This window comes from Nocardiopsis alkaliphila YIM 80379, from assembly GCF_000341005.1.
GTDB classification, from domain to species: domain Bacteria; phylum Actinomycetota; class Actinomycetes; order Streptosporangiales; family Streptosporangiaceae; genus Nocardiopsis; species Nocardiopsis alkaliphila.
Genome location: NZ_ANBD01000039.1, coordinates 97,027 through 118,142, shown reverse-complemented (window position 1 = coordinate 118,142; position 21,116 = coordinate 97,027). Strand labels below are relative to the sequence as shown.

Annotated in this window: 19 protein-coding genes; 7 read left to right on the top strand and 12 right to left on the bottom strand. The window is 68.7% G+C overall.

What is annotated here, in order from left to right:
* On the bottom strand, window positions 1–926 hold a 926-nt coding region (locus D472_RS0105915; RefSeq protein ID WP_017603581.1), incomplete at its 3' end, for an NAD-dependent epimerase/dehydratase family protein.
* A gap of 123 nt (window positions 927–1,049) precedes the next feature.
* Between D472_RS0105915 and D472_RS0105910 the strand changes: the two genes are divergently transcribed.
* From D472_RS0105910 to D472_RS0105900, 3 genes are read left to right on the top strand one after another with little or no spacing between them, the layout of a single operon-like run.
* Window positions 1,050–2,462 carry a zinc-dependent metalloprotease gene (locus D472_RS0105910; RefSeq protein ID WP_017603580.1) on the top strand — a complete coding sequence of 471 codons (1,413 nt, stop codon included), beginning with the start codon at window positions 1,050–1,052 and terminating at the stop codon, window positions 2,460–2,462.
* Window positions 2,459–3,019, top strand: coding sequence for an NUDIX hydrolase (locus tag D472_RS0105905; protein WP_017603579.1), 561 nt, complete (start codon window positions 2,459–2,461; stop codon window positions 3,017–3,019). The genes D472_RS0105910 and D472_RS0105905 overlap by 4 nt, the downstream gene beginning before the upstream one ends.
* Window positions 3,020–3,029: 10 nt before the next feature.
* Window positions 3,030–3,392 (top strand): hypothetical protein, encoded by a 363-nt coding sequence (locus tag D472_RS0105900; RefSeq protein WP_026117432.1) that lies wholly within the window; start codon window positions 3,030–3,032, stop codon window positions 3,390–3,392.
* 24 nt (window positions 3,393–3,416) lie between these two features.
* On the opposite strand, the gene D472_RS0105895 is transcribed toward D472_RS0105900, so the two are convergent.
* From D472_RS0105895 to D472_RS0105870, 6 genes are all read right to left on the bottom strand, one after another.
* On the bottom strand, window positions 3,417–3,983 hold the full coding sequence (locus tag D472_RS0105895; protein WP_017603577.1) for a M48 metallopeptidase family protein: 567 nt from the start codon (window positions 3,981–3,983) through the stop codon (window positions 3,417–3,419).
* A 285-nt stretch (window positions 3,984–4,268) separates the two neighbouring features.
* Window positions 4,269–4,427 (bottom strand): hypothetical protein, encoded by a 159-nt coding sequence (locus D472_RS28570; protein WP_017603576.1) that lies wholly within the window; start codon window positions 4,425–4,427, stop codon window positions 4,269–4,271.
* A gap of 50 nt (window positions 4,428–4,477) precedes the next feature.
* Complete coding sequence (locus D472_RS0105885; RefSeq protein ID WP_017603575.1) at window positions 4,478–4,756, bottom strand: WhiB family transcriptional regulator; 279 nt, start codon at window positions 4,754–4,756, stop codon at window positions 4,478–4,480.
* A gap of 198 nt (window positions 4,757–4,954) precedes the next feature.
* Window positions 4,955–5,290 (bottom strand): hypothetical protein, encoded by a 336-nt coding sequence (locus tag D472_RS0105880; RefSeq protein ID WP_017603574.1) that lies wholly within the window; start codon window positions 5,288–5,290, stop codon window positions 4,955–4,957.
* 305 nt (window positions 5,291–5,595) lie between these two features.
* Complete coding sequence (gene tesB, locus D472_RS0105875) at window positions 5,596–6,486, bottom strand: acyl-CoA thioesterase II (RefSeq protein ID WP_017603573.1); 891 nt, start codon at window positions 6,484–6,486, stop codon at window positions 5,596–5,598.
* Window positions 6,479–8,587: an ATP-dependent DNA helicase UvrD2 gene (locus tag D472_RS0105870; RefSeq protein ID WP_017603572.1), complete on the bottom strand. Its 2,109-nt coding sequence runs from the start codon at window positions 8,585–8,587 to the stop codon at window positions 6,479–6,481. Before D472_RS0105870 ends, tesB begins: the two co-directional genes overlap by 8 nt.
* A 259-nt stretch (window positions 8,588–8,846) precedes the next feature.
* Between D472_RS0105870 and D472_RS0105860 the strand changes: the two genes are divergently transcribed.
* Together D472_RS0105860 and D472_RS0105855 are read left to right on the top strand one after the other, a co-directional pair.
* Complete coding sequence (locus D472_RS0105860; protein ID WP_026117431.1) at window positions 8,847–9,107, top strand: mycoredoxin; 261 nt, start codon at window positions 8,847–8,849, stop codon at window positions 9,105–9,107.
* Window positions 9,108–9,256: 149 nt separating this feature from the next.
* Complete coding sequence (locus tag D472_RS0105855) at window positions 9,257–9,694, top strand: ANTAR domain-containing response regulator (RefSeq protein ID WP_017603570.1); 438 nt, start codon at window positions 9,257–9,259, stop codon at window positions 9,692–9,694.
* A 109-nt stretch (window positions 9,695–9,803) separates the two neighbouring features.
* Here D472_RS0105855 and nudC read toward each other — a convergent pair whose 3' ends face one another.
* Window positions 9,804–10,754 (bottom strand): NAD(+) diphosphatase, encoded by a 951-nt coding sequence (gene nudC / locus D472_RS0105850; protein ID WP_017603569.1) that lies wholly within the window; start codon window positions 10,752–10,754, stop codon window positions 9,804–9,806.
* Window positions 10,755–10,862: 108 nt separating this feature from the next.
* On the bottom strand, window positions 10,863–12,245 hold the full coding sequence (locus D472_RS0105845) for a dipeptidase (protein WP_017603568.1): 1,383 nt from the start codon (window positions 12,243–12,245) through the stop codon (window positions 10,863–10,865).
* A 168-nt stretch (window positions 12,246–12,413) separates the two neighbouring features.
* Between D472_RS0105845 and D472_RS0105840 the strand changes: the two genes are divergently transcribed.
* Both D472_RS0105840 and D472_RS0105835 read left to right on the top strand, forming a co-directional pair.
* Complete coding sequence (locus D472_RS0105840; RefSeq protein WP_017603567.1) at window positions 12,414–12,956, top strand: EF-hand domain-containing protein; 543 nt, start codon at window positions 12,414–12,416, stop codon at window positions 12,954–12,956.
* Window positions 12,957–13,217: 261 nt separating this feature from the next.
* The gene (locus D472_RS0105835) at window positions 13,218–13,844 is read left to right on the top strand and encodes a DUF4333 domain-containing protein (protein WP_033303235.1); all 627 of its coding nucleotides are present in this window, start codon (window positions 13,218–13,220) and stop codon (window positions 13,842–13,844) included.
* Window positions 13,845–14,076: 232 nt separating this feature from the next.
* On the opposite strand, the gene D472_RS0105830 is transcribed toward D472_RS0105835, so the two are convergent.
* The 3 genes from D472_RS0105830 to D472_RS0105820 form a co-directional block, all read right to left on the bottom strand.
* On the bottom strand, window positions 14,077–17,514 hold the full coding sequence (locus tag D472_RS0105830) for an ATP-dependent helicase (RefSeq protein WP_017603565.1): 3,438 nt from the start codon (window positions 17,512–17,514) through the stop codon (window positions 14,077–14,079).
* Window positions 17,507–20,674, bottom strand: coding sequence for an ATP-dependent helicase (locus tag D472_RS0105825; protein ID WP_026117429.1), 3,168 nt, complete (start codon window positions 20,672–20,674; stop codon window positions 17,507–17,509). The genes D472_RS0105830 and D472_RS0105825 overlap by 8 nt, the downstream gene beginning before the upstream one ends.
* An 85-nt stretch (window positions 20,675–20,759) precedes the next feature.
* The gene (locus D472_RS0105820; protein ID WP_017603563.1) at window positions 20,760–21,092 is read right to left on the bottom strand and encodes an MGMT family protein; all 333 of its coding nucleotides are present in this window, start codon (window positions 21,090–21,092) and stop codon (window positions 20,760–20,762) included.
* Between the last annotated feature and the right edge of the window lie 24 nt (window positions 21,093–21,116).

Sequence of the window (21,116 nt, the reverse complement as noted above, 5' to 3'; positions counted from 1 at the left end):
CTGGACTCCAACAGGACCCGCAACGCCGACTCGTTGTCGTAGGCGGGTTTCCAACCGGCGTCGCGCAGCGTGGAGCAGTCCACCACGCACGGGTAGACGAGGAACTTGATCTCCCCGGCGGCCGCCGGGGTGATCCGGGCCTGGTGCAAGCGGCGCATCGCCCCGAAGGCGAGGTTGGCGGCGACCTCGAAGTGCTTCATCCCGGCGATCTCCTCGACCTCCCCCTGGGACAGGGAACCCTCGCTGGCCACGGCGACCACCCCCTCCTCCCCCGTCACCCCGTGCAGGGCGCAGTGGGCCAAGGCGGAGACCAGGTCCTGCTCGTGGCAGAACTGCCAGTGCTGCTGGTGGCCCTTGACGGTGAGCAACCGGGGCGCCGCGAAGTGCCGGCTCAGGAGGGTGTCCATTTCCGGACCCACCAAGGGCGCGGGGCGCACCACGGTCACCGTCAGGCCGGGATGGGCCCGGCGAGCCCGTTCGGCCAGTTCCTCGACCTCGGCGAAGTCGCCCATCAGGCCCTCGCTGTTGTCCGATACCCGGGTGGCGCCCTCGGGCAACGGGACGGGGTTGTCGGGCGCCGCGCCGTAGACCATGGTGCTGGTGACCAGGATGACTCGGGGAACACCCGCGGCGGCCGCGGCGGTCAGAACCGTCTGGGCGGCCAGGACGTTGTGTTCCCTGCGTAGGGCGGGCTTGGTCTCCAGGGAACGGTCGTCGGCGGTGTGCACGAGGACGTCTATACCGTCCAGACGGGAGACCAGACCGGGATCACAGACGTCGGCGATCCGCCAGGTGACTCCACGAAGGTCCGCGAACTCGTCGTCGATCGCCACGACCTCTCTCGCCCGGATGGAACCTTCAGGCATGGCCAGGCGTTGCACGAGAAGCCGGCCCACACCGGACGCGGCACCGGTGACCGCGACCACCGTTCCCGTTCGGCCCGAAGGGCTGTGCTCTGGGCGAACCTGGCTGCTTTGGGTATTCACTCCGGGCGACTCCCAGCTAACGTGACAGTGGAGACCAAACCTAATCCTGCCTGAGGTCTTATTGTGAGCGACCTGCCTTTCGGTTTCAGCATGCCGAACGATCCCGATGACGAGTCCGGGCGCCGTTCTGGCGACTCCGGCTCGGGTGCCGGCAGCGGCCGCCCGGGCGGGGGGGACTCCGGAACGCCGGACGGCTTCCCGTTCGGTGACCCGCGACAGATGGCCGACATGCTCCGCCAATTCGCGGACATGATGTCGTCCCAGCCTTCCCCCGGTTCCTCCGGGGAGACCACGGCGTCCTCGACGTCCGGCATCAACTGGGACATGGCCAAGAACATCGCGCGGCACACGGTGTCCCAAAAGGGGGACCCCAGCGTGCCGCCCGCCGACTACGCACGGATCGAGGAGGCCCTACGCCTCGCCGACCTATGGCTCGACCAGGCTACCGACCTCCCCTCCGGGCTCCAGACCGCTCAGGCCTGGAGTCGCTCGGAGTGGATCGAGAAGACGATGGCCTCATGGGCGCAACTGTGCGACCCCCTGACGGCCAAGACCGTTCAGGCCATGGGTCAGAACCTGCCCGAGGAGATGTCCTCCATGGCCGGTCCACTGCTGGGCATGATCCAGCAGATGGGCGGCATGATGGTCGGGCAACAGGCCGGCCAGGCCATCGGCGAACTGGCCCAAGAGGTGATCGGTACCACCGATGTAGGCCTGCCGTTGGCCGGTGAGGGGAACGCCGCGCTACTGCCCTCGGGTGTGGCCCACTTCGGTGAGGGGCTACAGATCCCCGAGGACGAGATCCGCCTGTACCTGGCCGCCCGCGAGGCCGCCGTGCACCGGCTGTACTCACACGTACCTTGGCTGCGCTCCCACCTGTCGCGCCTGGTCGAGGAGTACGCGGCCGGCATGTCCTACGACGTGAGCGGGCTGGAGGACAAGCTCGGCGAGATCGACATCACCAACCCCGAGGCCATCCAGGAGATCATGTCCGGTGGCATGGGCGCCGAAGGACTGCTCCAGCCCGAGGACACCCCGCAGCAAAAGGCCGCGTTGGCCCGCTTGGAGACCACCCTCGCCCTGATCGAGGGCTGGGTGGCGACCGTGGTCTCGTCCGCGGTGAGCGAGCGGCTCCCACAGGCCGAGGCCTTGGCCGAGACCACCCGACGCCGCCGCGCCACCGGTGGCCCCGCCGAACACACCTTCGCCGCGCTGGTCGGTCTGGAGCTGCGTCCGCGCCGACTGCGCGAGGCCGGGACGCTGTGGGCGGCGTTGGAGGAGGCCCGTGGGGTGGAGGGCCGCGACGCCGTGTGGCAACACCCCGACCTGATGCCCGGCGGGGACGACCTGGACGACCCCGACGGTTTCGTCCACGGGCGTGGCGACGAGGGCGTGGACTTCGACATCTCGTCGCTGACCGAGCCCGGCGGTGGGGAGAAGCCCAAGCCGGGTGAAGACGACAAGGGCGAGGAGTGAACCTGCGCGAGGACGCTCAGGCGGTGCTCACCGCCTGGGGCGCCCCCGACTCCGCTCAAGAGGCGTTGCGTACTTCTTACCTGGAGCACTTGGAGGCGCACCCCGACGCGATGTGGCGAACGTGTCTGCCCGGGCACCTGACCGCGAGTTCGGCGATCGTCTCCGCCGACGGCACCCGGGTGGCATTGGTCCTGCATCGCGTCCACCGCATGTGGTTGCAGACCGGTGGACATTGCGAGATGGCCGACACCAGCTTGGTCGGAGCGGCGTTGCGGGAGGCCGGCGAGGAGTCCGGGATCAGCGACATCACCATGCTCGCCGAACCGGTGCGGTTGGACCGTCACCCGGTGCCCTGCGGTGGCGGAAGTCACCACTTGGACGTCCAATTCGCCGCCGTGGCTCCCAATGACGCGGTGCTGGTCCGTGACCCGGACGAGTCCGCGGACCTGGCTTGGTTCCCGGTCGAGGAGTTGCCCGAACCCACCGACGATTCGGTGCGCGACCTGGTCCGTGCCGCCGTGGACGCGGTGCGTGCGCACGGTCCGGTCCATCCCTGAGGACGGTTCCATGTCCCTGATCACCGTCGTCGGCATGCTCGGCGGGCTCGTCATCTTCCTGAGCGCCCAGCGTGCCCGTAAGGCGGTCATCAGGGCCGTGGTCGATGAGGCGGCCGGTCGGATCGACGCACGGGAGGCCGCCCGGATCCGTTTCGAGCACAAGCGCCGCTCGTTCCGCTCGGGGCAGATGATCTGCGTTTTCTTGGCCCTGTTGATGATCGCGATCGTGGGGCGTGCGTGGGTCTCCGGTTCCTGGGGCGGCATGACGATCTACTACGTCGTCCTCGTCGGAGTCCTGTTGTCGATCAGCGCGGTCACACTGTGGCGGATACGCGAGGAACTGGAGCGTTCCCGCGCCCCTGGCGACACCTGACCCGGAAGGTGAACGCGGCCGGATCTATTCCTCGAGGGCGATCTCGTCGACTTCGAGCTCCTCGCCCTCCCCTGTGTGCGCGCAGCCTTCGGAGCGGCTGCCCGCGCTGTACCCCTCCAGGTAGCCCCGGGCCCGGTCCGCCTTGGGGTAACGACGCACCAGGTCCCAGAACTCCCGGCCGTGATGTGGAACGTGCAGGTGGGCGAGCTCGTGAACGAGGACGTAGTCGACCACCCAGGAAGGCATTCCGGCGACACGGCGGGAGATCCGGATCGTCCGGGTGTCCGGGGTGCACGAGCCCCAGCGGGTGTTCTGATTGTCGACCCAGCGGACGCTGTCGGGAAGCCGTGTACCGTCCAGGTAACGCACGGCCAGTTCGACGGCGCGTTCGTGGAGTTCCCGATCACCGGGGCGGCGCCGGCCCTCCCTCGCCTCGAGTTTTCGCAGCATCTGCTCCACCCAGCGCTTTTCCTCTGCGCGGGAGAACGTGGCGGGCACGAGGACGACCGTGGTGTCCCCGTCCCGGTAGGCCGACACGGTGCGTCGGCGACGAGGACTGCGTCGTACCTCGACTTTGGTGTTCGAGGGCACGAACTTTACGGTAGCCCAGCGGAGCGTTTCCGAACAGGTGTCCCCCGCATCGAAATACCGTCGAGGTGTTTTCCCCTCCGGGTCATCGATCCGAACCGGAAAACACCACCAGGTAGCACATTCCGCCCTGGCCCGCACCACTTCCGGGCGGTGAGACGGGCCACGTCAACGCTTCCTCGGGTCGGATGCGTTCGCTTTTGGTTATACGAACGAGACCGGACGGGCCCGGGGCGAGGGGACCGTTCGGTCTCGTTCATCGACGCGCCGCGCGAACCTCGCCCGGCGTCAACACAGCCGCGACCACGCGATTTCCATGATCGCCGCCTCCGCACGGCGCTGTTCACGCCGGCGGGCGCGAAGGTGCCGGGCACCGATCCTTCTGAGCTGACGGTCACGCGGTTCTTCCTCGCTCCAGTGCACCATGCGCATGAGTTCCTGCATCATCGTCCTTCGGGTCCTTCCGGTTCGTGAGGGCTTGGTGGGGTGAGGTGCCGTCAGGCGGCGACGGGAGCGGGGTTCTTCCGAGGACGACCCCGGGGACGCTTGCGCGCCACGACCTGACCTGAGACGAGCAGCTGCCCGCCCCAGACGCCCCACGGTTCGCTCCGCTCCAGAGCGTCCGCCAGGCACTGTTCCTTGATCGGGCAGTTCCCGCAGATGGCCTTCGCGGCCTCGACGTCGGCGGGGGCCTCGGCGAAGAACAGGTCCGGCTCGAGACGGCAGGGAATGTCGACCTCACCCAGCTGGGGCGTGACCAGGACCGACGCAAGCATCGGTACCCTCCAAGATCTTTGATCGTTCGTACAACGCGGTCGGTGTTCGGTCACCGGAACCGGTCCGGTGCGGGACCTGGACTCTGCGATGCCGCCGTCTTCTCCCCGTCCCTGGGGGACGGAGGGCCGTGACGGAGATACAAAGAAAGCCGCGGGCCCCTGTGCTGGGGTCCGCGGCCACGGAGTGGACTCGCCGGTCTAGACCGGAGTCCTCCGTGGACACTCCCCCAGTGCGCCATAACGGCGCGGGGTTTCGATACGGGCGTGGACGCCACCGGTGAACTCGCCGTGAGCAAGGGCAGGTCCGGACTCATCGCGTCGCAGGCCACCGAGGACACCGGGTTCGGACACACTGGTCCCCTTGAGCAGGGAGATGTCCGCGATGAGCAACTCCACGCCCACGGTGTTCATCCGGTCGCCGGCGAAGGCGCCGTCGATGACGCCACCGCTCAGGTCGGTGCCCGAAACGACATGGGACGACAACGGACGCCACGCGGCGTCGAGGTCGGGGATCCACTGGTTCTTCGTCGTCATCAGATCAGGCACCTCCTTCAAGGTCGGGCACAGGATCTTTCACCTGTACCAAGAGCGGTCATTGCGACGGTGTACACATTACGGATGCCCAAGAAAGACGGCAACCTATTTTTGACCTGCGAAAACGTCCACATCCGGCCAGAACTTCCACGAAGGGGAGGCCGAGGCGAAAGGCATCGACCCTTCCCCCGCCCTGTCGAGACGTCCTCCCGGGTCCGCCCGCCGAACCCCACGCATCGGGTTCGAAAAAGGGGCCGAGGCGAATGGACGCCGGCCATGTGAACGGGCCGGCACCGAGGGCTTTCTCAGTCCCAGCCTTCGGCGTCCACCACGCGGATCATGCCCTCCTGCACCACCGAGCAGACCAGCTGTCCGTCTCTGGTGTAGACCAACCCCCGCGCCAGCCCCCGTGCGCCTTGGGCGGTCGGGGATTCCTGCGCGTACAGCAGCCACTCGTCGGCGCGGAAGGGACGATGGAACCACATGGCGTGGTCCAGGCTGGCCATGGTGATGCCCGCGAACGAACGTCCATGCCGCAACAGGACGGTGTCCAGCAACGTCATGTCGGAGGCGTAGGTCATCAAGCACACCTGGGTGAGTCGATCGTCCGGGAGCCTGCCGTCGACCTTGAACCAGACCGGGTTGGTGGCGGTGCGCAACCCCGGATCACGTTCGGCCTCGAAGGACATCGCACCCACCGGACGCATCTCGATGGGGTGCCACTGAACGAAGTTGGGCACCTTACCGAACGCCTCGTGCAGCCGGTCCCGCGTACTGAGCAGTTCCTCGGGCGGAGGCACGTCCGGCATCGGGATCTGGTGGTCCAACCCCGGTTCCTCCTTGTGGAAGGAGGCCGACAGCGTGAAGATCGCCTTGCCGTGCTGAATCGCCACGACCCTGCGAGTGGTGAAGGAACGCCCGTCGCGCACGCGATCGACCTCGTACACGATCGGCACCGAGGGATCACCCGGACGTATGAAGTACGCGTGCAGGGAGTGCACGTACCTCTCGGAGGGCACCGTCCGCCCCGCCGCCACCAAGGCCTGCCCCGCGACCAACCCGCCGAAGACCCGCTGTGGACCCTCGGCCGGACTGCTTCCACGAAAGATGTTGACCTCGATCTGTTCGAGGTCCAGCACCTTCAGAAGCTCGGGTAGGGACTGTCCTCCCCGCCCGATCCCGTCGCGCTCACTCATCCTCGTCCTCTCCGTCACCAACGGCCGGCTCCCTTGGATCGCGTCCCGCGACCAGTGCGAGCACCGCTTCACCGTAACGATCCAGCTTGGCCGCGCCGACACCGGATACGGCGGACAGCTGCGAGACGCTACCCGGTTCCTGTTCCGCGATGGCTTGGAGGGTGGCGTCGGTGAAGACCACGTAGGCGGGCACCTTCTGGGTCTGCGCGGTCAGGCGTCGCCAGTCTCGCAGGCGCTCCAACAACGCTTCGTCGTAGGTGGAGGGACAATCCAGGCAACGGCCCAGCTTGCGTTCGGTGACGTCGGTGAGCGCGTTGGTGCACACTCGGCAACGCGTGACCCCGCTCTTACGGCGGTCGCGGCGTCCACCCGTAGAGGGTGACGCCGGACGGAGCCCGTCGAGGAAACGTGAGGGTTTGCGGGTCTTGCGCCCCCCGGGCGAGCGAGACAACGACCAGGACATCGCCAGGTGCTCACGAGCACGGGTCACACCCACGTAGAACAGTCGGCGCTCCTCCTCGACCTCCTCGTCGGTCTCGGCGTAGATGATGGGCATCATGCCCTCGGTCAGTCCGACGAGGAACACCGCGTCCCACTCCAGGCCCTTGGCGGAGTGCAGGGAGGCGATGGTGACCCCCTCGAAACCGGGTGCGTGCTCGGTGCTCACCCGGGTTTCGAGCTCTTCGACGAAGTCGCCCATGGTGGCGGTGCCTCCACCCGGCCCGGGCTTGGCCGCCATGTCCTCGGCCAGTTGGGCCAAGGCGGACAGCGACTCCCAACGCTCGCGTGCCTGCCGGCCCTCCGGCGCGGTGTCGGTGAGCCCCATCTGGGAGAGCAGGTGGCGCACCGTCCGAACCAAGGGCTCGGCCTGTTCATCGGCGGCACCACGCCGAGCCCCGCGAAGGACGTGCACGGCCTGCCGGATCTCGGGGCGTTCGAAGAAACGGGTCGTGCCGCGCACGGTGAAGGGCACACCCTGGTCGCTCAAGGCCTGTTCGTAGGCGGCGGACTGGGAGTTGGTGCGTACCAGGATCGCGATCTCACGGGCCGGTAGACCGCCCTCCATCAGGACGCTGATCTTGCGGGCGACACCGGTGGCCTCGGCGAGCTCGTCGTCGTACTCCTGATAGAGGGGGTCCGGGCCATCGGAACGCTGGGCTCGAAGGGTGAGGTGCCCGGCGGATGTGGCCCCCTTGGCTTGGGCGATGACGTGATTGGCCACCCGCACCACCTGGGGGGTGGAGCGGTAGTCGCGGACCAGCCGGACCACGGTGGCGTGCGGGTAGCGGTCGGCGAACCCGGTCAGGTAGGCGGGGGTGGCGCCGGCGAAGGAGTAGATGGTCTGGCTGGGATCGCCGACCACGCACAGGTCGTCTCGGTCGCCCAGCCAGGCGTCCAGCAGCAGCTTCTGGAGCGGGTTGACGTCCTGGAACTCGTCGACGACGAAGTACCGGTACTGGTCACGGACCCGCTGAGCGATGGCCGGGTACTCGGTGATCATCCCCGCGGTGAGTTCGAGCATGGACTCGAAGTCGAGGAGGTTGTACTCACGGCACAGTTCCTCGTAGGCCTCGAAGACCCGGGCGACCTCGCCCGCGGGCATCGGGGCCTGGCGTCCCGCCTTGACGATCGCCTTGTCGTACTCACCGGGGCGAACCTGGGTGACCTTGGCCCACTCGATCTCGCCGGCGAGGTCGCGCAGTCCGGTCCTGTCCGGTTGCAGACCCACGGCGTGGGCGGCGCGCCCCACCGCCTTGATCTTGCTCTCGATCAAGGTGGGTTTTTCACCGCCGACCACTTGGGGCCAGAAGTAGGAGAGTTGACGCAGCGCGGCTGCGTGGAAGGTACGCGCCTGGACTCGGGGGGCGCCCAGGGCGCGCAACCGACCACGCATCTCACCGGCGGCACGAGCGGTGAAGGTGACCGCGAGGATCTGCTGTTCACCGACGACGTTGCCGGCCACCGCGTGCGCGATCCGGTGCGTGATCGCCCGCGTCTTGCCCGTTCCGGCACCCGCCAGGATGCACACGGGCCCACGCAGAGCACGTGCCGCCTCGGTCTGTTCCGGGTCCAGTCCCTCCAGGACGCGGTCGGGGTCCATGGTGCTCCTGCATCTGCTCGGACGGGTGGGTCTGGAGGAACATTGTCTCAAGAATCGACGGGCACCGTACGCCGCTGGCCCGGCTCATCGTCCCCGAGCTGGAGGAACGGCTCAAGTAACACATTCCAGAACCAGTCGCCTCTGTGAGGCGTCCCACGTTGTGTCGAACGTTCATGGGAAGCGAGGCGATCCCCATGGTGTTGGAACCGTTGGGAACCTCCCCGATCATGACCGTCGACATGGAAAAGACGTGAGCGAGATGACGAGTACGGGCACCGAGCAGTTCACGATGTACACCACGCCCTGGTGCGGTTACTGCAAGCGGCTCAAGAGCCAGCTCTCCAGGGAGGGCATCACCGGGCGCGAGGTGGACATCGAGGAGAACCCGGAGGCCGCGGAGTTCGTGATGAAGGTGAACGGTGGGAACCAGACGGTCCCCACCCTGGTCTTCAGCGACGACACGGCCATGACCAACCCGTCGCTCGCTCAGGTGAAGAAGAAGTTGGCCGAGCTGTCCTAGGACGAACGGTGCGGGCCGCGTCCACGTGGCCCGCACCGTGGGGCGCCTCCCTCAGGGTGACATCCCCGGTTCCAGGACCACGGCCGACGCCGACAGACCTGGAAATGGCGGGGAGTGTGGAGTTGGGGGACGATGTGAGGCCTCATGACATGGCGATGACCGACACGGTCGACGCCGAAGTGGTGCGACGCACCTCGAACGGGTGGCGTGTGGGCGGGGGCCAGGACGGCCACGACGTTCCGGACCTGATCAGTGCGATGGTACTGGCCGACCTGCTCGCCACCGAGGCGGGCGGCTCCCGCCAACGTGCTCAGGCCCCCGGCCGAGCACCAGAGGGCGCCTCGGAGGTGGAGCGCCTGAGGCACACCATCGCGCAGTTGGAACACGCCCTGCACTCGCGTGTGGTGGTGGAACAGGCGATCGGTGTCCTGGCCGAACGGCACACCATGCCGCCGCGCGAGGCGTTCGAACGGCTGCGTTCCTGTGCGCGTTCACGCGGACGCAAGGTCGCCGATCTGGCCCAGGACGTGGTGGAGAGCAGCACCAGCCCGTTGACGGTCCTGCCCGACGAGCTCGGCCAAGGCTGAGCGGACCGCGACGTTCGTACCGGCGACGCCCACACGGCGGCCCGACCGGTCGACGCGGACCGTCCGCTACGGGGGGACGGACGGTCCGCGATCTTCACCCGTCCGGCTACTACCAGCCTCCGCTCAGCGCTCCCCCGTACCAGTGCTCGAGGAGTGTGCGGGCGATGGAGACCCGCCCCGGGAGGATGACCTCTCCACTACGGGTCGCCTCGGCCAGTTCCGGACGGGTGAACCACCGGGTCTGGGCGATCTCGTCGTCGGTGGGATCGGCCTGCGCCACCGCCCGGGCGGTATAGCCCATCATGAGACTGCGCGGGAACGGCCAGGGCTGGGAGGACACGTAACGGGGATGCTCCACGACCACACCCGTCTCCTCGGCGACCTCTCGGATGACCGCCTGCTCCAGGGACTCACCGGCGTCGACGAATCCGGCCAGGACGGAGAAGCGCCGCGCGTCCCAGTTGGAGTTGTGGCCGAGCAGCACTTCTTCCCGACCCTCACGTTCACGGTGGACCAGCATGATCACCGCCGGGTCCATCCGAGGGAACTGTTCGGTTCCCTCCTCCTCGCAGACCCGCACGTGGCCGGCCTTCTCGATCCGGGTGCGTGAACCACAGCGTGGACAGAAGCCGTGGGTGGCGTTCCAGTTGGCCAAGGCGATGGCGCGGGTGAACAGGCCGGTGTCATGGTCGTCGAGGATCGCGCCGACCTCGCGCAGGGACGCGGGTTCGGCGACGGGACCGGCGAGAAGTTCCTCGGGAGAGCGGACCGCGAAGTAGGCGCGCTCGCCATCGCTGCCCAGAAGGTAGCGCTCCCCCTTCGGAGCGAGTCCAGGGGTGGTGAGGACGAGTTCTCGGGTCTTACCGGTTGTGACCAGGGCACGGGATTGTTTGGCCATCAACGCCTGCCTGCCATGACCGCCGGGTTCACCGCCCTCCAAGACCAGGACACGCGTGTTCGGGTCGGCCCAAGCCTTGGCCAGCCACTCGTCGTCGCTCCGAAGGTGCGCGGCGGCGCCGACCGCGGCGCGGGAGAGTGCGGGTACGGGGTCCAAGTCCATGGCGCCTTCCTGTGTTCGTGTTCGCTACACCAGGTATAACGGCCTCCGCCTCCCCGCGCACTCCCAACGAGGGAACGGTGGAAGCGCGCGGGTGAGCGACGTCGGGGTTCATACGTCCTTGGCGGTGCCCAGTGCCTCCCACAGGTAGGCGGCGCTCTCCGCGCCCTTGAGCAAGAGGGGCATCTCGACCTTCTCGTTGGGAGCGTGGATGCGGTCCTCGTTGAGGCCCACCGCGACGAACACCAAGGGGGTGTCGAGGATGTCGGCGATGTCGGCCTCGGGTCCGCTTCCGCCCTCACGAGTGAACAGGACCTCCTTGCCGAAGGCCCGGCCCATCGCGGAACGGGCGGCCTTCAACGCGGTGGAGGTCAGGTCGGAGGCACAGGCGCGCACGCCGGGGCCGCCGAACTCCAGTTCGGCGCGGACACCGGCGGGGATGCGGTCCTGCACGTACTCACGGACACGCTTCTGGATCTCCAAGGGCTCCTGGCCGGGTACCAGTCGGAAGCTGATCTTGGCGTGGGCGGAACGGGGGACGATGGTCTTGCCGCCCGCTCCGGTGTGGCCGCCCCACATGCCGTTGATCTCCGCGGTGGGCCGCAGCCAGACACGTTCCAGGGTGCTGTAGCCCTTCTCACCGCGCGGGGCGCTGGAGGCGGCGGTGGCCAGCCACGCCTTCTCGTCGAAGGGCAGACGAGCGATGAGTTCGCGTTCTTCGGCACTGGCCTCGACGACCCCGTCGTAGAATCCGGGGATGGCGACGCGGTCGTCGGCGTCGTGCAGGCCGGAGAGCAGGTCGCTCATGATCTTGAGCGGGTTGGGGACGGCGCCACCGAAGGAACCGCTGTGCAGGTCCCGCTCGGGGCCGTAAAGGTTGATCTCGACGTCGGTGACGCCACGCATGCCCACGCACATGGAGGGAGTATCGGCCGCCCACATGGTGGTGTCGGAGATGACCGCGACATCACAGGCCAAACGCTCACGGTTGGTCTTCATCAGCTCGGCGAAGTGGACCGAACCCGACTCCTCCTCCCCCTCGACCAGTAGCTTGATGGTCACGGGCGGGGCGTCGGCCCCGGCTACGGCCAGGGCGGCGCGCACCCCCAGGGCATGGAAGAGAACCTGACCCTTGTCATCGGAGGCCCCGCGCGCGTACAGGGAGGTCCCGCGTTCGGTGGGCACGAACGGGGGTGTCTGCCACTCCTCCATCGGGTCCACGGGCTGTACGTCGTGGTGGCCGTAGACGAGCACGGTGGGCGCGGCCGGGTCCGTGGCCGGCCACTCCGCGAACACGGCGGGCAGGCCGGGGGTCTGCCAGACCTCGACCGTGGGGAAGCCGGTCTCGGTGAGGTGGTCGGCGAGCCACCGGGCCGAGCGGCGCACGTCCTCGTGGTGCTCGGGGTCGGCGGAGATCGAAGGGATCGCCAGCCACTCCTTGAGCGCGTCGAAGAACTCGTCCTTGTGGGTTTCGATGTAGGCGCGTGCGTCCATCTGTCGTCCTTGTCCTGGACATCTTTGTCGGATTCGACCATAGGACCTGGATGGATGGGGAGGTGACACCCCTCCCCGGGGACAGTGGCATGACGGGAACCGTTTCCGGCCCGTGGGACTCTGACAGAGGAGTCGGGAGAGCCTCGACTCCGCGCACAGGAGGTCCGAGTGAGCACCAATCCCCAGATCACCGCCCGGTTCGGCGACCTCTTCGACGTTCTGGACATCGACGACGACAAGGTCGTGACATGGGATGACTACCAAAGACTCGTGAACCGCTACGTCACCGGATACGGGTTGGAGGCACAAGAGCCCCGGGCCCGAGCCATCCAGAGTGCCTACGAGGCATTGTGGGGCAAGCTGGTCGACCTGTCCGGTGGCGAGGAGGGTCGGTTGGACCGGGAGCGGTTCGTGGCGGCCATTCACGCGGTCTCGGAGGACCGGACCCGTTCGAACGCCGCCGAGGCGGTCGCCGAGGCGATCTTCGACTTGTTGGACGCGGACGGAGACGGGCGGATCAGTGAGGTGGAGTTCCTGATCTACGCGAACGCCTTGGGTGCGGAGGAGGTGAGCGCCCGCAAACGGTTCGCGCACGTGGATACCGACGGAGACGGCGACATCGACCGAGAGGAGTTCGTGCTGTCGGCACGGCGTTACCTGTTCGGCGGCGACATCGACTCGCCGGGCGGGTTCGTCTTCGGCGTGGTCTGACCGGAGCCGGGCGGCGGAGGACGGGGATCTCCACCGCCCGGCGTGGGTGTCCCCACAGGGACCGGCGTCCTGCTACCGGAGCGTACTCGGGAGAGTTCGAAGCCTCCTCGTCCGTGAGCCAGAGGGTTCCCCCTGAACAGCCGGTTCACGAACCGGGCACCGAGACCACGGAATCTATATCAGGCACATTCGGAACTTTCCCGCCATATCCGACATCTGTTCGTGTGGTCCGTCATCCATCACAGAATCCAGGAGGCCGCGATGCGGCGAATCCCCCATAATCGAATTCTCGTCGGAACGGTTCTGGGAACGCTTTCCGTGCTCTTGGCCACCGGCTGCTCGTTCGACTTCAGCCTCGGTGGCCCCGGGGTCATCGAAGCCGAGCAGGTCGCCGAGAAGTCCAGCGAGATGCTGGCCGAGCAGATCGGCGAGGCCCCGGACGAGTTCACCTGCTCTGAGGACCTGCCCGCGGAGGTGGGTGCCGAGATCCGCTGCGAACTCACCCACGGCGGCGAGAGCCTCGGTGTGACCGTCACCACGACCTCGGTGGACGGTGACCAGGCCGAGTGGGACATCAAGGTCGACGAGGCCCCGGCCGATGACACCGCCGCCGGGGAGGACAGCGGCAGCGAGGACAACAGCACCGCGGCGAGCGGCGGCCAGGTCAGCAACACAGAGGTCATCAACCAGACGAGCACCGTGCTGGAGGCCCAGGGCCATTCGCCCGAGAACTTCACCTGCAACGACACCCACCTCGTCGCGGAGGTGGGAGCCGAGTTGGGCTGCCAATTCATGGAGAACGGCGCCACCCACCACATCACCGTCACGGTGACCTCCGTCGAGGGCGACAACGTCCTGTGGGACATCGAGTTCGACGAAGCCCAGTAGCGTCGGCGCACCGCCCGGGCGGGTGCACGGCCTGTCACGAACGATCGCCAGGCCGTGCACCCGCCCGGTGGTGTCTCTGGAACCGTCATGTGCCGGGTCTTGTGGAGCCGTGCTCTCGGATTCTCAGGCCACAGCGCTCGGTCGTTCGTTCTCGAACTCTACGGGTGCGAGCCGGCCGATCGCCGAGTGCCGACGTCGCCGGTCGTGGAGTCCGCGGCCCGGTTCCCGGGGCTCATTCCGGTTCCGGGACACCGGCGATCAGCGCGGCCAGTCCTTGCGCGTCGAGCAGGTCGACCGGGCGGACCGTTTCATTCGCGCGCACGTAGTGGAAGGCCGCGCGCACCTCTTCGGGTTCCACCCCGACCAGATCGGCCCAGGCCAGCCGGTAGGCGGCCAACTGCACCCCCACCGCACGGCGCTCGGCGGCGTTGCCCGGCGGACGCCCGGTCTTCCAGTCGACCACGTCGTAGGTACCGCTCTCGGGGTCACGGAAGACCGCGTCCATGCGTCCTCGGACGAGGCGGTCACCGATGACCGTCTCGAAGGGCACCTCCACCTCCACCGGCACGCGCGCGCCCCACTCGCTCTCCTCGAACCGATGCTGTAGCTCGGCCAGGTCCTCATCCGCACCGGCCGTCTCGTCCGCGGCCCCGGGCAGCTCGTCGAGCAGGGTCGCGCTCTGCCCGAAGCGCTGTTCCAGCCAGTTGTGGAAGGCCGTGCCCCGACGGGTGTGCGGGGCGGGCGGGCGGGGCAGTGGACGACGGATCCGACGTGCCAGGGCGGAGGGGTCGCGGGCCAGCCAGACCATGGAGGAGACCGACAGGTGGTCGGGCAACTCCACCTCTACGGGGCCCTCCCTCGGCCCGGCCGCGCGGTCCCGGTGGGCGAGCAGCAGTTCGATGTCGCGTTCCCAGCCGCCGAGCCTGCGCCGTAGCACCTCGGGGGTCTTGTCGGGGAGGGCGGATCCGCCCTCGCGGATCTTGGCCCGGGCCTTCTCCACCAGGTCGGCCCCGGCCAGGATCTGCTCCCGGCGGGTGCCCGTGTCGCCTTCGAGGGTCATGGTCCGCGCTTCGCCGGACTCGGATTCGCGCGGTTCCTCGGGCACGGGCTCGCTCCCCCCGGCCGTGGGGACATCGGCGGGGGGCCACACGGCCGAGGACTCCTCTTCGTCATGCGGGTTGGTGTCCTCGGGGTCGGGTGGCGGCGCCCAGACCACCACGGACCCGGCGCCCTGTTCGCAGACTTCACGGACCTCCTCCAGGAACACCGAGGGGCCGCGCGGGGAACTGCCGGTCCGGCCCCACCAGTGGCCGCTGCACACCAACGCGTAGGAGGCACGAGTGACCGCCACGTAGGCCAGCCGGCGTTCCTCCATCAGATGGCGGGCCTCCTCCGCCGTCTTGAACTCGGCGATGTCCTCCTTGGTGACACCACTCAGGGTGGGCAGGCTCGCCCGGTCACCGCGCAGCGGGTAGGGCAACAGGTGCTCGGCCTTGACCCAGGCCAGGGAGTCGCGGGCCTTGGCCGGGAACAGCGGCGCGCGCTTGCCCGCACTGATCCCGGGCACGAACACCACCGGCCACTCCAGACCCTTGGCTCCGTGCATGGTCATGAGCTTGACGCTGTCCGAAGCTCCCACGCGTTCACCGGGACTGAGCGCGCTCTCGTTCTCCTCGGCGGCGTTGAGGTAGCCGAGGAAGGAGCCCAGGGTGGGGTCCTCGGTGTTACCGACGAACCGGACCGCGTGGTCCACGAAGGCGTCCAGGTCGGCGCGGGCCGAGAGGGGATCGCGGTTGGTGCGCGAACCCACTTCGATGTCCAGACCGAGCATGCGCTCGACCTCGGTGATGAGGTCGGGAAGGGGCTGGCCGATCAGCTTGCGCAGGGACCGCAGTTCCTCGGCCAGACGACCCAGTCGTTCGTAGGCGGTCTCGGAGTAGTCCTCTGCCGGGCCGGGATCGTCCACGGCGTCCACGAGACTGCCGCTCTCGGCCGTCAGGTCCAGGACGGTGCGGCGGAGCAGGTCGTCATCGCCGTCGTCCTCGTCCTCGGGGCCTGGCGCGGTGAGGTCGCGGCGGGAGTGCCGGGCCAGTTCGGTGGCGCGTGCACCCAACGCGGCGAGGTCCCGAGGCCCGAGCCGCCAACGGGGACCGGTGAGCAGGCGGGCCAGTTCGTTTCCGGCCGAGGCGTCGTGGATCACCCGCAGGGTGGCGATGATGTCCCGGACCTCGGGCACCAGCATGAGGCCGCCCAGGCCGACGACCTCCACCGGAATGTTCCGTGCTTCCAAGGCCTCGCGCAGCGGTGGGAACTGGGAACGCTTGCGGCACAGGATCGCGATGTCGCCGGGGCTGATCCCACCGTCGGGGGCACCACCGGTCTCACCCTCGGGCCAGGCACGGCCATCGGGTGCGAAGACGGGGCCGCCCGGCTCCTCCGCGGTGGCGTCGAGCAAGGCTTGGGCCTGCTCGGCGACCCACTCGGCCTCCTCGGTTTCGGTGGACAACAGTGCGGCGATGGTGGTGCCCCGGTCCCGGCGGGCCGGCCCCGGGTAGAGAACGGGCACTTCGGTGGCTTCGACCCGCAACTCCTCGGAGACGCGTTCGGCCACGTCCAAGACGCGCTGACCGTTGCGGAAGCTCACCGACAGACGCCGTACCGGGGCGGGGCGACCGGGAGCGAGCGGGAAGTCGGTGGGAAAACCGGTGAGGTTGGCGGCGATGGCTCCACGCCACCCATAGATGGACTGGCAGGGGTCGCCGACCGCCGTGACCGGGTGTCCCTCACCGAACAGGGCCCGAAGCAGCACTAGTTGGGCGTGGCTGGTGTCCTGGTACTCGTCCAGCAACACCACCCGGAAGCGACCGCGTTCGATCAGGCCCACCTCGGGGTGGTTGAGGGCGATACGGGCGGCCAAGGCCATCTGTTCACCGAAGTCCATCGCCTCGCGAACACGTTTGGCCTGGTCGTACCGGTCCACCAGGGGCAAGAGCTCCTCACGACGACGCTGGGTCGCCACCAGGTCCCGGGTTTCCTTGGTGGACTTGCGGGTCATGGCGTCCACCTCGGTCTGGATCCACCGGCCCACTCCGCGCACCCGGTCGGTGCTGGTGAGGTGATCGGCGATCTGCCCCGACAGGTCCAGGACCCGGCGGGTGACGGTATCGGCTCCGACGTCGATGTGGTCCATGGGCCCGTCGTATTCATCGACGATCCGAGCGGCCAGTTGCCAGGCCTGGCCCTCGCTGAGCAGCCGAGAGGTGGGCTCCACGGCCTCCCGCAGGGCGTGGTCGGCGACGATGCGCCCCGCGTAGGAGTTGTAGGTGCAGACCGTGGGCTCGCCGTCCAGTGCTTCCTCGGGGAACAGTTCGGTGGCGCGCAACTGTTCCAGGCGCTTGCGCACACGTTCGGCGAGTTCGGCGGTGGCCTTACGGGTGAAGGTCAGCCCGAGAACCTGTTCGGGGCGCACGAGGCCGTTGGCGACCAGCCAGACCACTCGGGCGGCCATGGTCTCGCTCTTGCCCGATCCGGCGCCGGCGATCACCACGCCGGGTTCCAGGGGTGCGGAGATCACCCTGGCCTGCTCGACCGTGGGTTCTGGGCGGCCGAGCAGTCGGGCGAGCTCCGCGGGGCCGAAACTCGGTGCGGGGGTGGGGGTGGCTTCAGACATGTCTGCCCTCGTCCTGGACCGGGCAACAGGCGCGCACCGCGCACGAGTTGCATCCGATGTTGCGGGTTGCGGCGAAGCGAGAGCCGCCCATGCCGGTGGCGACCTCGTGCACGAGGCTCTGCGCCCATTCGGGGTCGGGGTCCTCGCCCAGGGGCGGCTGGGCCTGCTCGCGCGCCTTCTTGCCGAACGCGGCCTTACCGACCTGGACCAGCTCGGCGCCACCCGGTTCGGCCAAGCCGAGTTTGGCGAAGGCGCCCTTGAGCACCGCCATCTGGTAGACGCCCAGCTGGGGATGGCGAGCCAGGTCCTCGGCCTTGGTACCGCCGGTCTTGATGTCGACGACCACGGCACGCCCCTGGTCGTCGCGTTCGAGGCGGTCGACGCGACCGGTGATCTCGATGCCGCCGACGTCCACCTTGAACCCCTCCTCGGTGACGACCAGCTCACGCGGGTTGCTGGCGTCCCAGTCGAGGAGCTTGCGGATCATCTCGTCGGCGCGATCGCGTTGTTTACCGGCCTGCCAAGGGCCGCCGAAGTCCAGGTCGGGCCAGATCTGGTCCATGCGTTCACCGATCTCGTTCGCGGTGCTGCCCTGGGCGACCAGGACCGCGACCGCGTGCACGAGCGTGCCCAGCGCCGAGGCGGAGTCGCCGGAGGAGGCCCCGGCCGCACGTTCCAGCAACCAACGCAGCTGACAGTTGGTGAAGCTCTCCACTTGGGAGGGCGAGACCCGGATGACGTCCTCCGAGTCGGCCAAGGGCCGGTCATCGCTGAAGGGGGTGAGCGCGTACCACTCGGCCGGATCGGCGCCGCGCACCCCCTCCTGCGCGAGGCGGGCCAGGTGGGCGGCGGCGGCCTCGCGCAGGGGGCCGGGGGCCGTGGGGTCGGTGACGACCGAACGCAGATCGGCGACCAGGGCGGGCAAGGACAGCCAACGCCTCCCGGTGCCGACCGGTTCGGGCTCACCCAGTCCCATCTCGGTGATGAAGCGGGAAGGGCGTTCGTCGGTGTCGTCGCCGCCCACACAGGTGACGTGGAGGGTGCGGCGGGCACGAGTGAGGGCCACGTAGAACAGTCGGCGCTCCTCGTCCAGGAGTTTGGAGGCCAGTGCCGCCCCGAAGGAGTCGGCGGAGTGGCTCTGGGAGTCCACGAGTTCCTCCACCCCGAGCAGGGAGCCGCGAAGCCGCAGGTCGGGCCACTCGCCCTCTTGAGCCCCGGCCACTACGACCAGCCCCCACTCCAGACCCTTGGAACGGTGCGCGGTGAGGATCCGCACCGCCTCTCCCTCAGGGGCGCGTTCGGCGAGACTGTCACCGGGGATCTCTTGGGCCACCAGGTCCTCCAGGAACCCGGCGGGGGCCCCGGGAGGCAGTCGGTCACAGTAGCGGGCGGCGCTCTCGAACAAGGCGACCACCGCGTCCAGGTCACGGTCCGCGGCGGCGCCACGGCGTCCCCCGGCCAGACTGGCGCGCAGCAACCGGTCCGCCAGTCCGCTTTCTCGCCATAGTTCCCACAGGAGCTGTTCGGCGTCGGCGCCCTTGGCGGTGAGGTCGCCTACGGTGCGCAGGGCCGTGGCGATCCGGATGGCCGGGGCGGCGATCTCCGGGTCGATCAGGGTGAGTTCGCGCGGATCACGTAGGGCGTCCACCAATAGTCGGGAGGAGGGACGATGGCCTTCCTCCGGTCCCTCCGTGGTGGTTCCGGCGCCCTCGTTGTTCCGGGCGTCGCGGATCCGGTCCAGGTCCAGGCGGCGCAGGGCTCGGACCAGGCGGCGCAGTCGGACGGCGTCGGCCTCCCCGAAGGGGCTCATCAGGAGTTCTCGAGCGGCCTCCTCGTCCAGTCCGTCGGGACGCAGACCATGGCGGATGAGGCCGAGCAGGGGGCGGACGATGGGTTCGGCCGCCACCGGCAGATCGTCCGAACCCACCACGACCGGGACCGACGCCGCGGTCAGCGCGCGACGCAGCACCGGTAGCTGTCGGCTGGAGGAACGCACCAGCACCGCCATGTCCGACCACGGGATTCCGTCGATCAGGTGGGCGCGGCGCAGGGTGTCGGCGATGACCGCGGCTTCCTGGGTGGCGCTGTCGGCCATCGACAGGTGCACCTCGCCGTCGGGGATCCCTTCGGCGGGGACGAGGTCACGGTGGGCGTTGACCCGGTTGGGGCCGGAGACCACCGCGGGCAGTCTGCGGGTGAGCCCACGCGAAGCGGCCAGCAGGGCGGTACCGCTGCGGCGGCAGGTACGCAACGCCACGACCGGGGCGTCGCGACGTTGGAGTGTGCGGAAGCGGGCCGGGAACTCCAGGATGTTGTGCACTTCGGCGCCACGGAACGCGTAGATGGACTGGTCCGGGTCACCGACCGCGATCAGGTCACGACCGTCACCGGCCAGGGCGTGCAGGAGTTCTTCCTGAGCGGGGTCGGTGTCCTGGTACTCGTCGACGAACACGACTTCGTGCGCGGCCCGTTCCCGTGCCTGGACCGCCGGGTCGGAGAGCATGTTCGCCGCGACCCGCACCAGTTCGGCGTAGTTGAGCGTGGGCACCGGGGCGATGTCGAAACGGCCGTTCATGCGGGCCAGGAACCCGGCCGCGGCGGTCCAGTCGTCCCGGTCCCGTTCGGCACCCATCGCGGCCAGTTCAGCGGGTCCCAGGCCGCGTTCCTGGGCGCGCATCAGGAAGTCACGCAGTTCCTCGGCGAAACCACGGGTCTCCAGCGCGGGGCGGAGTCGCTGCGGCCAGTCCAGGCCGCCTTCGGCCGCCTCCCAGGTGAGTAGCTCACGGACCTCCATGAGCTGTTCGGGCCCGGACAACAGGCGGGGAGGAAGGTCGCCCATGCGTTGGAACTCACGTCTGATCAGCGAGTACGCGTAGCTGTGGAAGGTGAGGGCGAGGGGCTCGCGGGTGGTGCGGCGCAGTCGGCCGGTGATTCGCTCGCGTAGTTCTTGGGCCGCCTTGCGGCTGAAGGTCAGTACCAGGATCCGGGAGGGGTCCACCCCACGGTTGTCGATGCGGTCGACGACGGCCTCGACGATGGTGGTGGTCTTTCCGGTCCCCGGCCCCGCGAGCACAAGGAGAGGACCACCCGGGTGGTCGACCACCCGTTGCTGGTTCTCGTCCAGCACCGGCGGCGGCGTCGCTCGGTTGGCGCGCCGCACGAGACGGTACGGGGAAGTGTTCACGTCTCCAGTTCACCAGAGGAGAACGACCACCCCGGACGTCTCGGAAGGGGTCAGGTCTCCCTCAGCCCCCGGTCCGCCCGTCCCACCGGGCCTGGGACATGTCCACCCGGTCGGTGCGGGGCCGCATCGGGGTGCCCTCCGCCGCGTAGTGGGAAAGGGCCCGAACCTCGTGCCCGGCGGCCGGTCGCCCATCCGCCCGCACCACTCGCCACCAGGGGACTCCCCCACCCCAGTGGGACATCACCGCGCCCACCTGCCGGGGCCCGCCCCGACCGACGTATTCGGCGATGTCACCGTAGCTCATCACCCGCCCCGCCGGGATCAGCTCGACCACGGACAGGACCTCCTCGGTGTACTGGTCGGGTGCGGCCTCCTCGGACGGTGCTTCGATCATGGAGGTGAGCCTAGTACCGACGAC

What these genes read in the sequence shown, in the direction of transcription:
- D472_RS0105900 (WP_026117432.1), top strand. Translation starts at nt 3,030, where the DNA reads ATGTCCCTGATCACCGTCGTCGGCATGCTCGGCGGGCTCGTCATCTTC.
- D472_RS28570 (WP_017603576.1), bottom strand. Translation starts at nt 4,427, where the DNA reads ATGATGCAGGAACTCATGCGCATGGTGCACTGGAGCGAGGAAGAACCG.
- D472_RS0105885 (WP_017603575.1), bottom strand. Translation starts at nt 4,756, where the DNA reads ATGCTTGCGTCGGTCCTGGTCACGCCCCAGCTGGGTGAGGTCGACATT.
- D472_RS0105880 (WP_017603574.1), bottom strand. Translation starts at nt 5,290, where the DNA reads ATGACGACGAAGAACCAGTGGATCCCCGACCTCGACGCCGCGTGGCGT.
- tesB (WP_017603573.1), bottom strand. Translation starts at nt 6,486, where the DNA reads ATGAGTGAGCGCGACGGGATCGGGCGGGGAGGACAGTCCCTACCCGAG.
- D472_RS0105870 (WP_017603572.1), bottom strand. Translation starts at nt 8,587, where the DNA reads ATGGACCCCGACCGCGTCCTGGAGGGACTGGACCCGGAACAGACCGAG.
- D472_RS0105860 (WP_026117431.1), top strand. Translation starts at nt 8,847, where the DNA reads ATGACGAGTACGGGCACCGAGCAGTTCACGATGTACACCACGCCCTGG.
- D472_RS0105855 (WP_017603570.1), top strand. Translation starts at nt 9,257, where the DNA reads ATGGCGATGACCGACACGGTCGACGCCGAAGTGGTGCGACGCACCTCG.
- nudC (WP_017603569.1), bottom strand. Translation starts at nt 10,754, where the DNA reads ATGGACTTGGACCCCGTACCCGCACTCTCCCGCGCCGCGGTCGGCGCC.
- D472_RS0105845 (WP_017603568.1), bottom strand. Translation starts at nt 12,245, where the DNA reads ATGGACGCACGCGCCTACATCGAAACCCACAAGGACGAGTTCTTCGAC.
- D472_RS0105835 (WP_033303235.1), top strand. Translation starts at nt 13,218, where the DNA reads ATGCGGCGAATCCCCCATAATCGAATTCTCGTCGGAACGGTTCTGGGA.
- D472_RS0105830 (WP_017603565.1), bottom strand. Translation starts at nt 17,514, where the DNA reads ATGTCTGAAGCCACCCCCACCCCCGCACCGAGTTTCGGCCCCGCGGAG.
- D472_RS0105820 (WP_017603563.1), bottom strand. Translation starts at nt 21,092, where the DNA reads ATGATCGAAGCACCGTCCGAGGAGGCCGCACCCGACCAGTACACCGAG.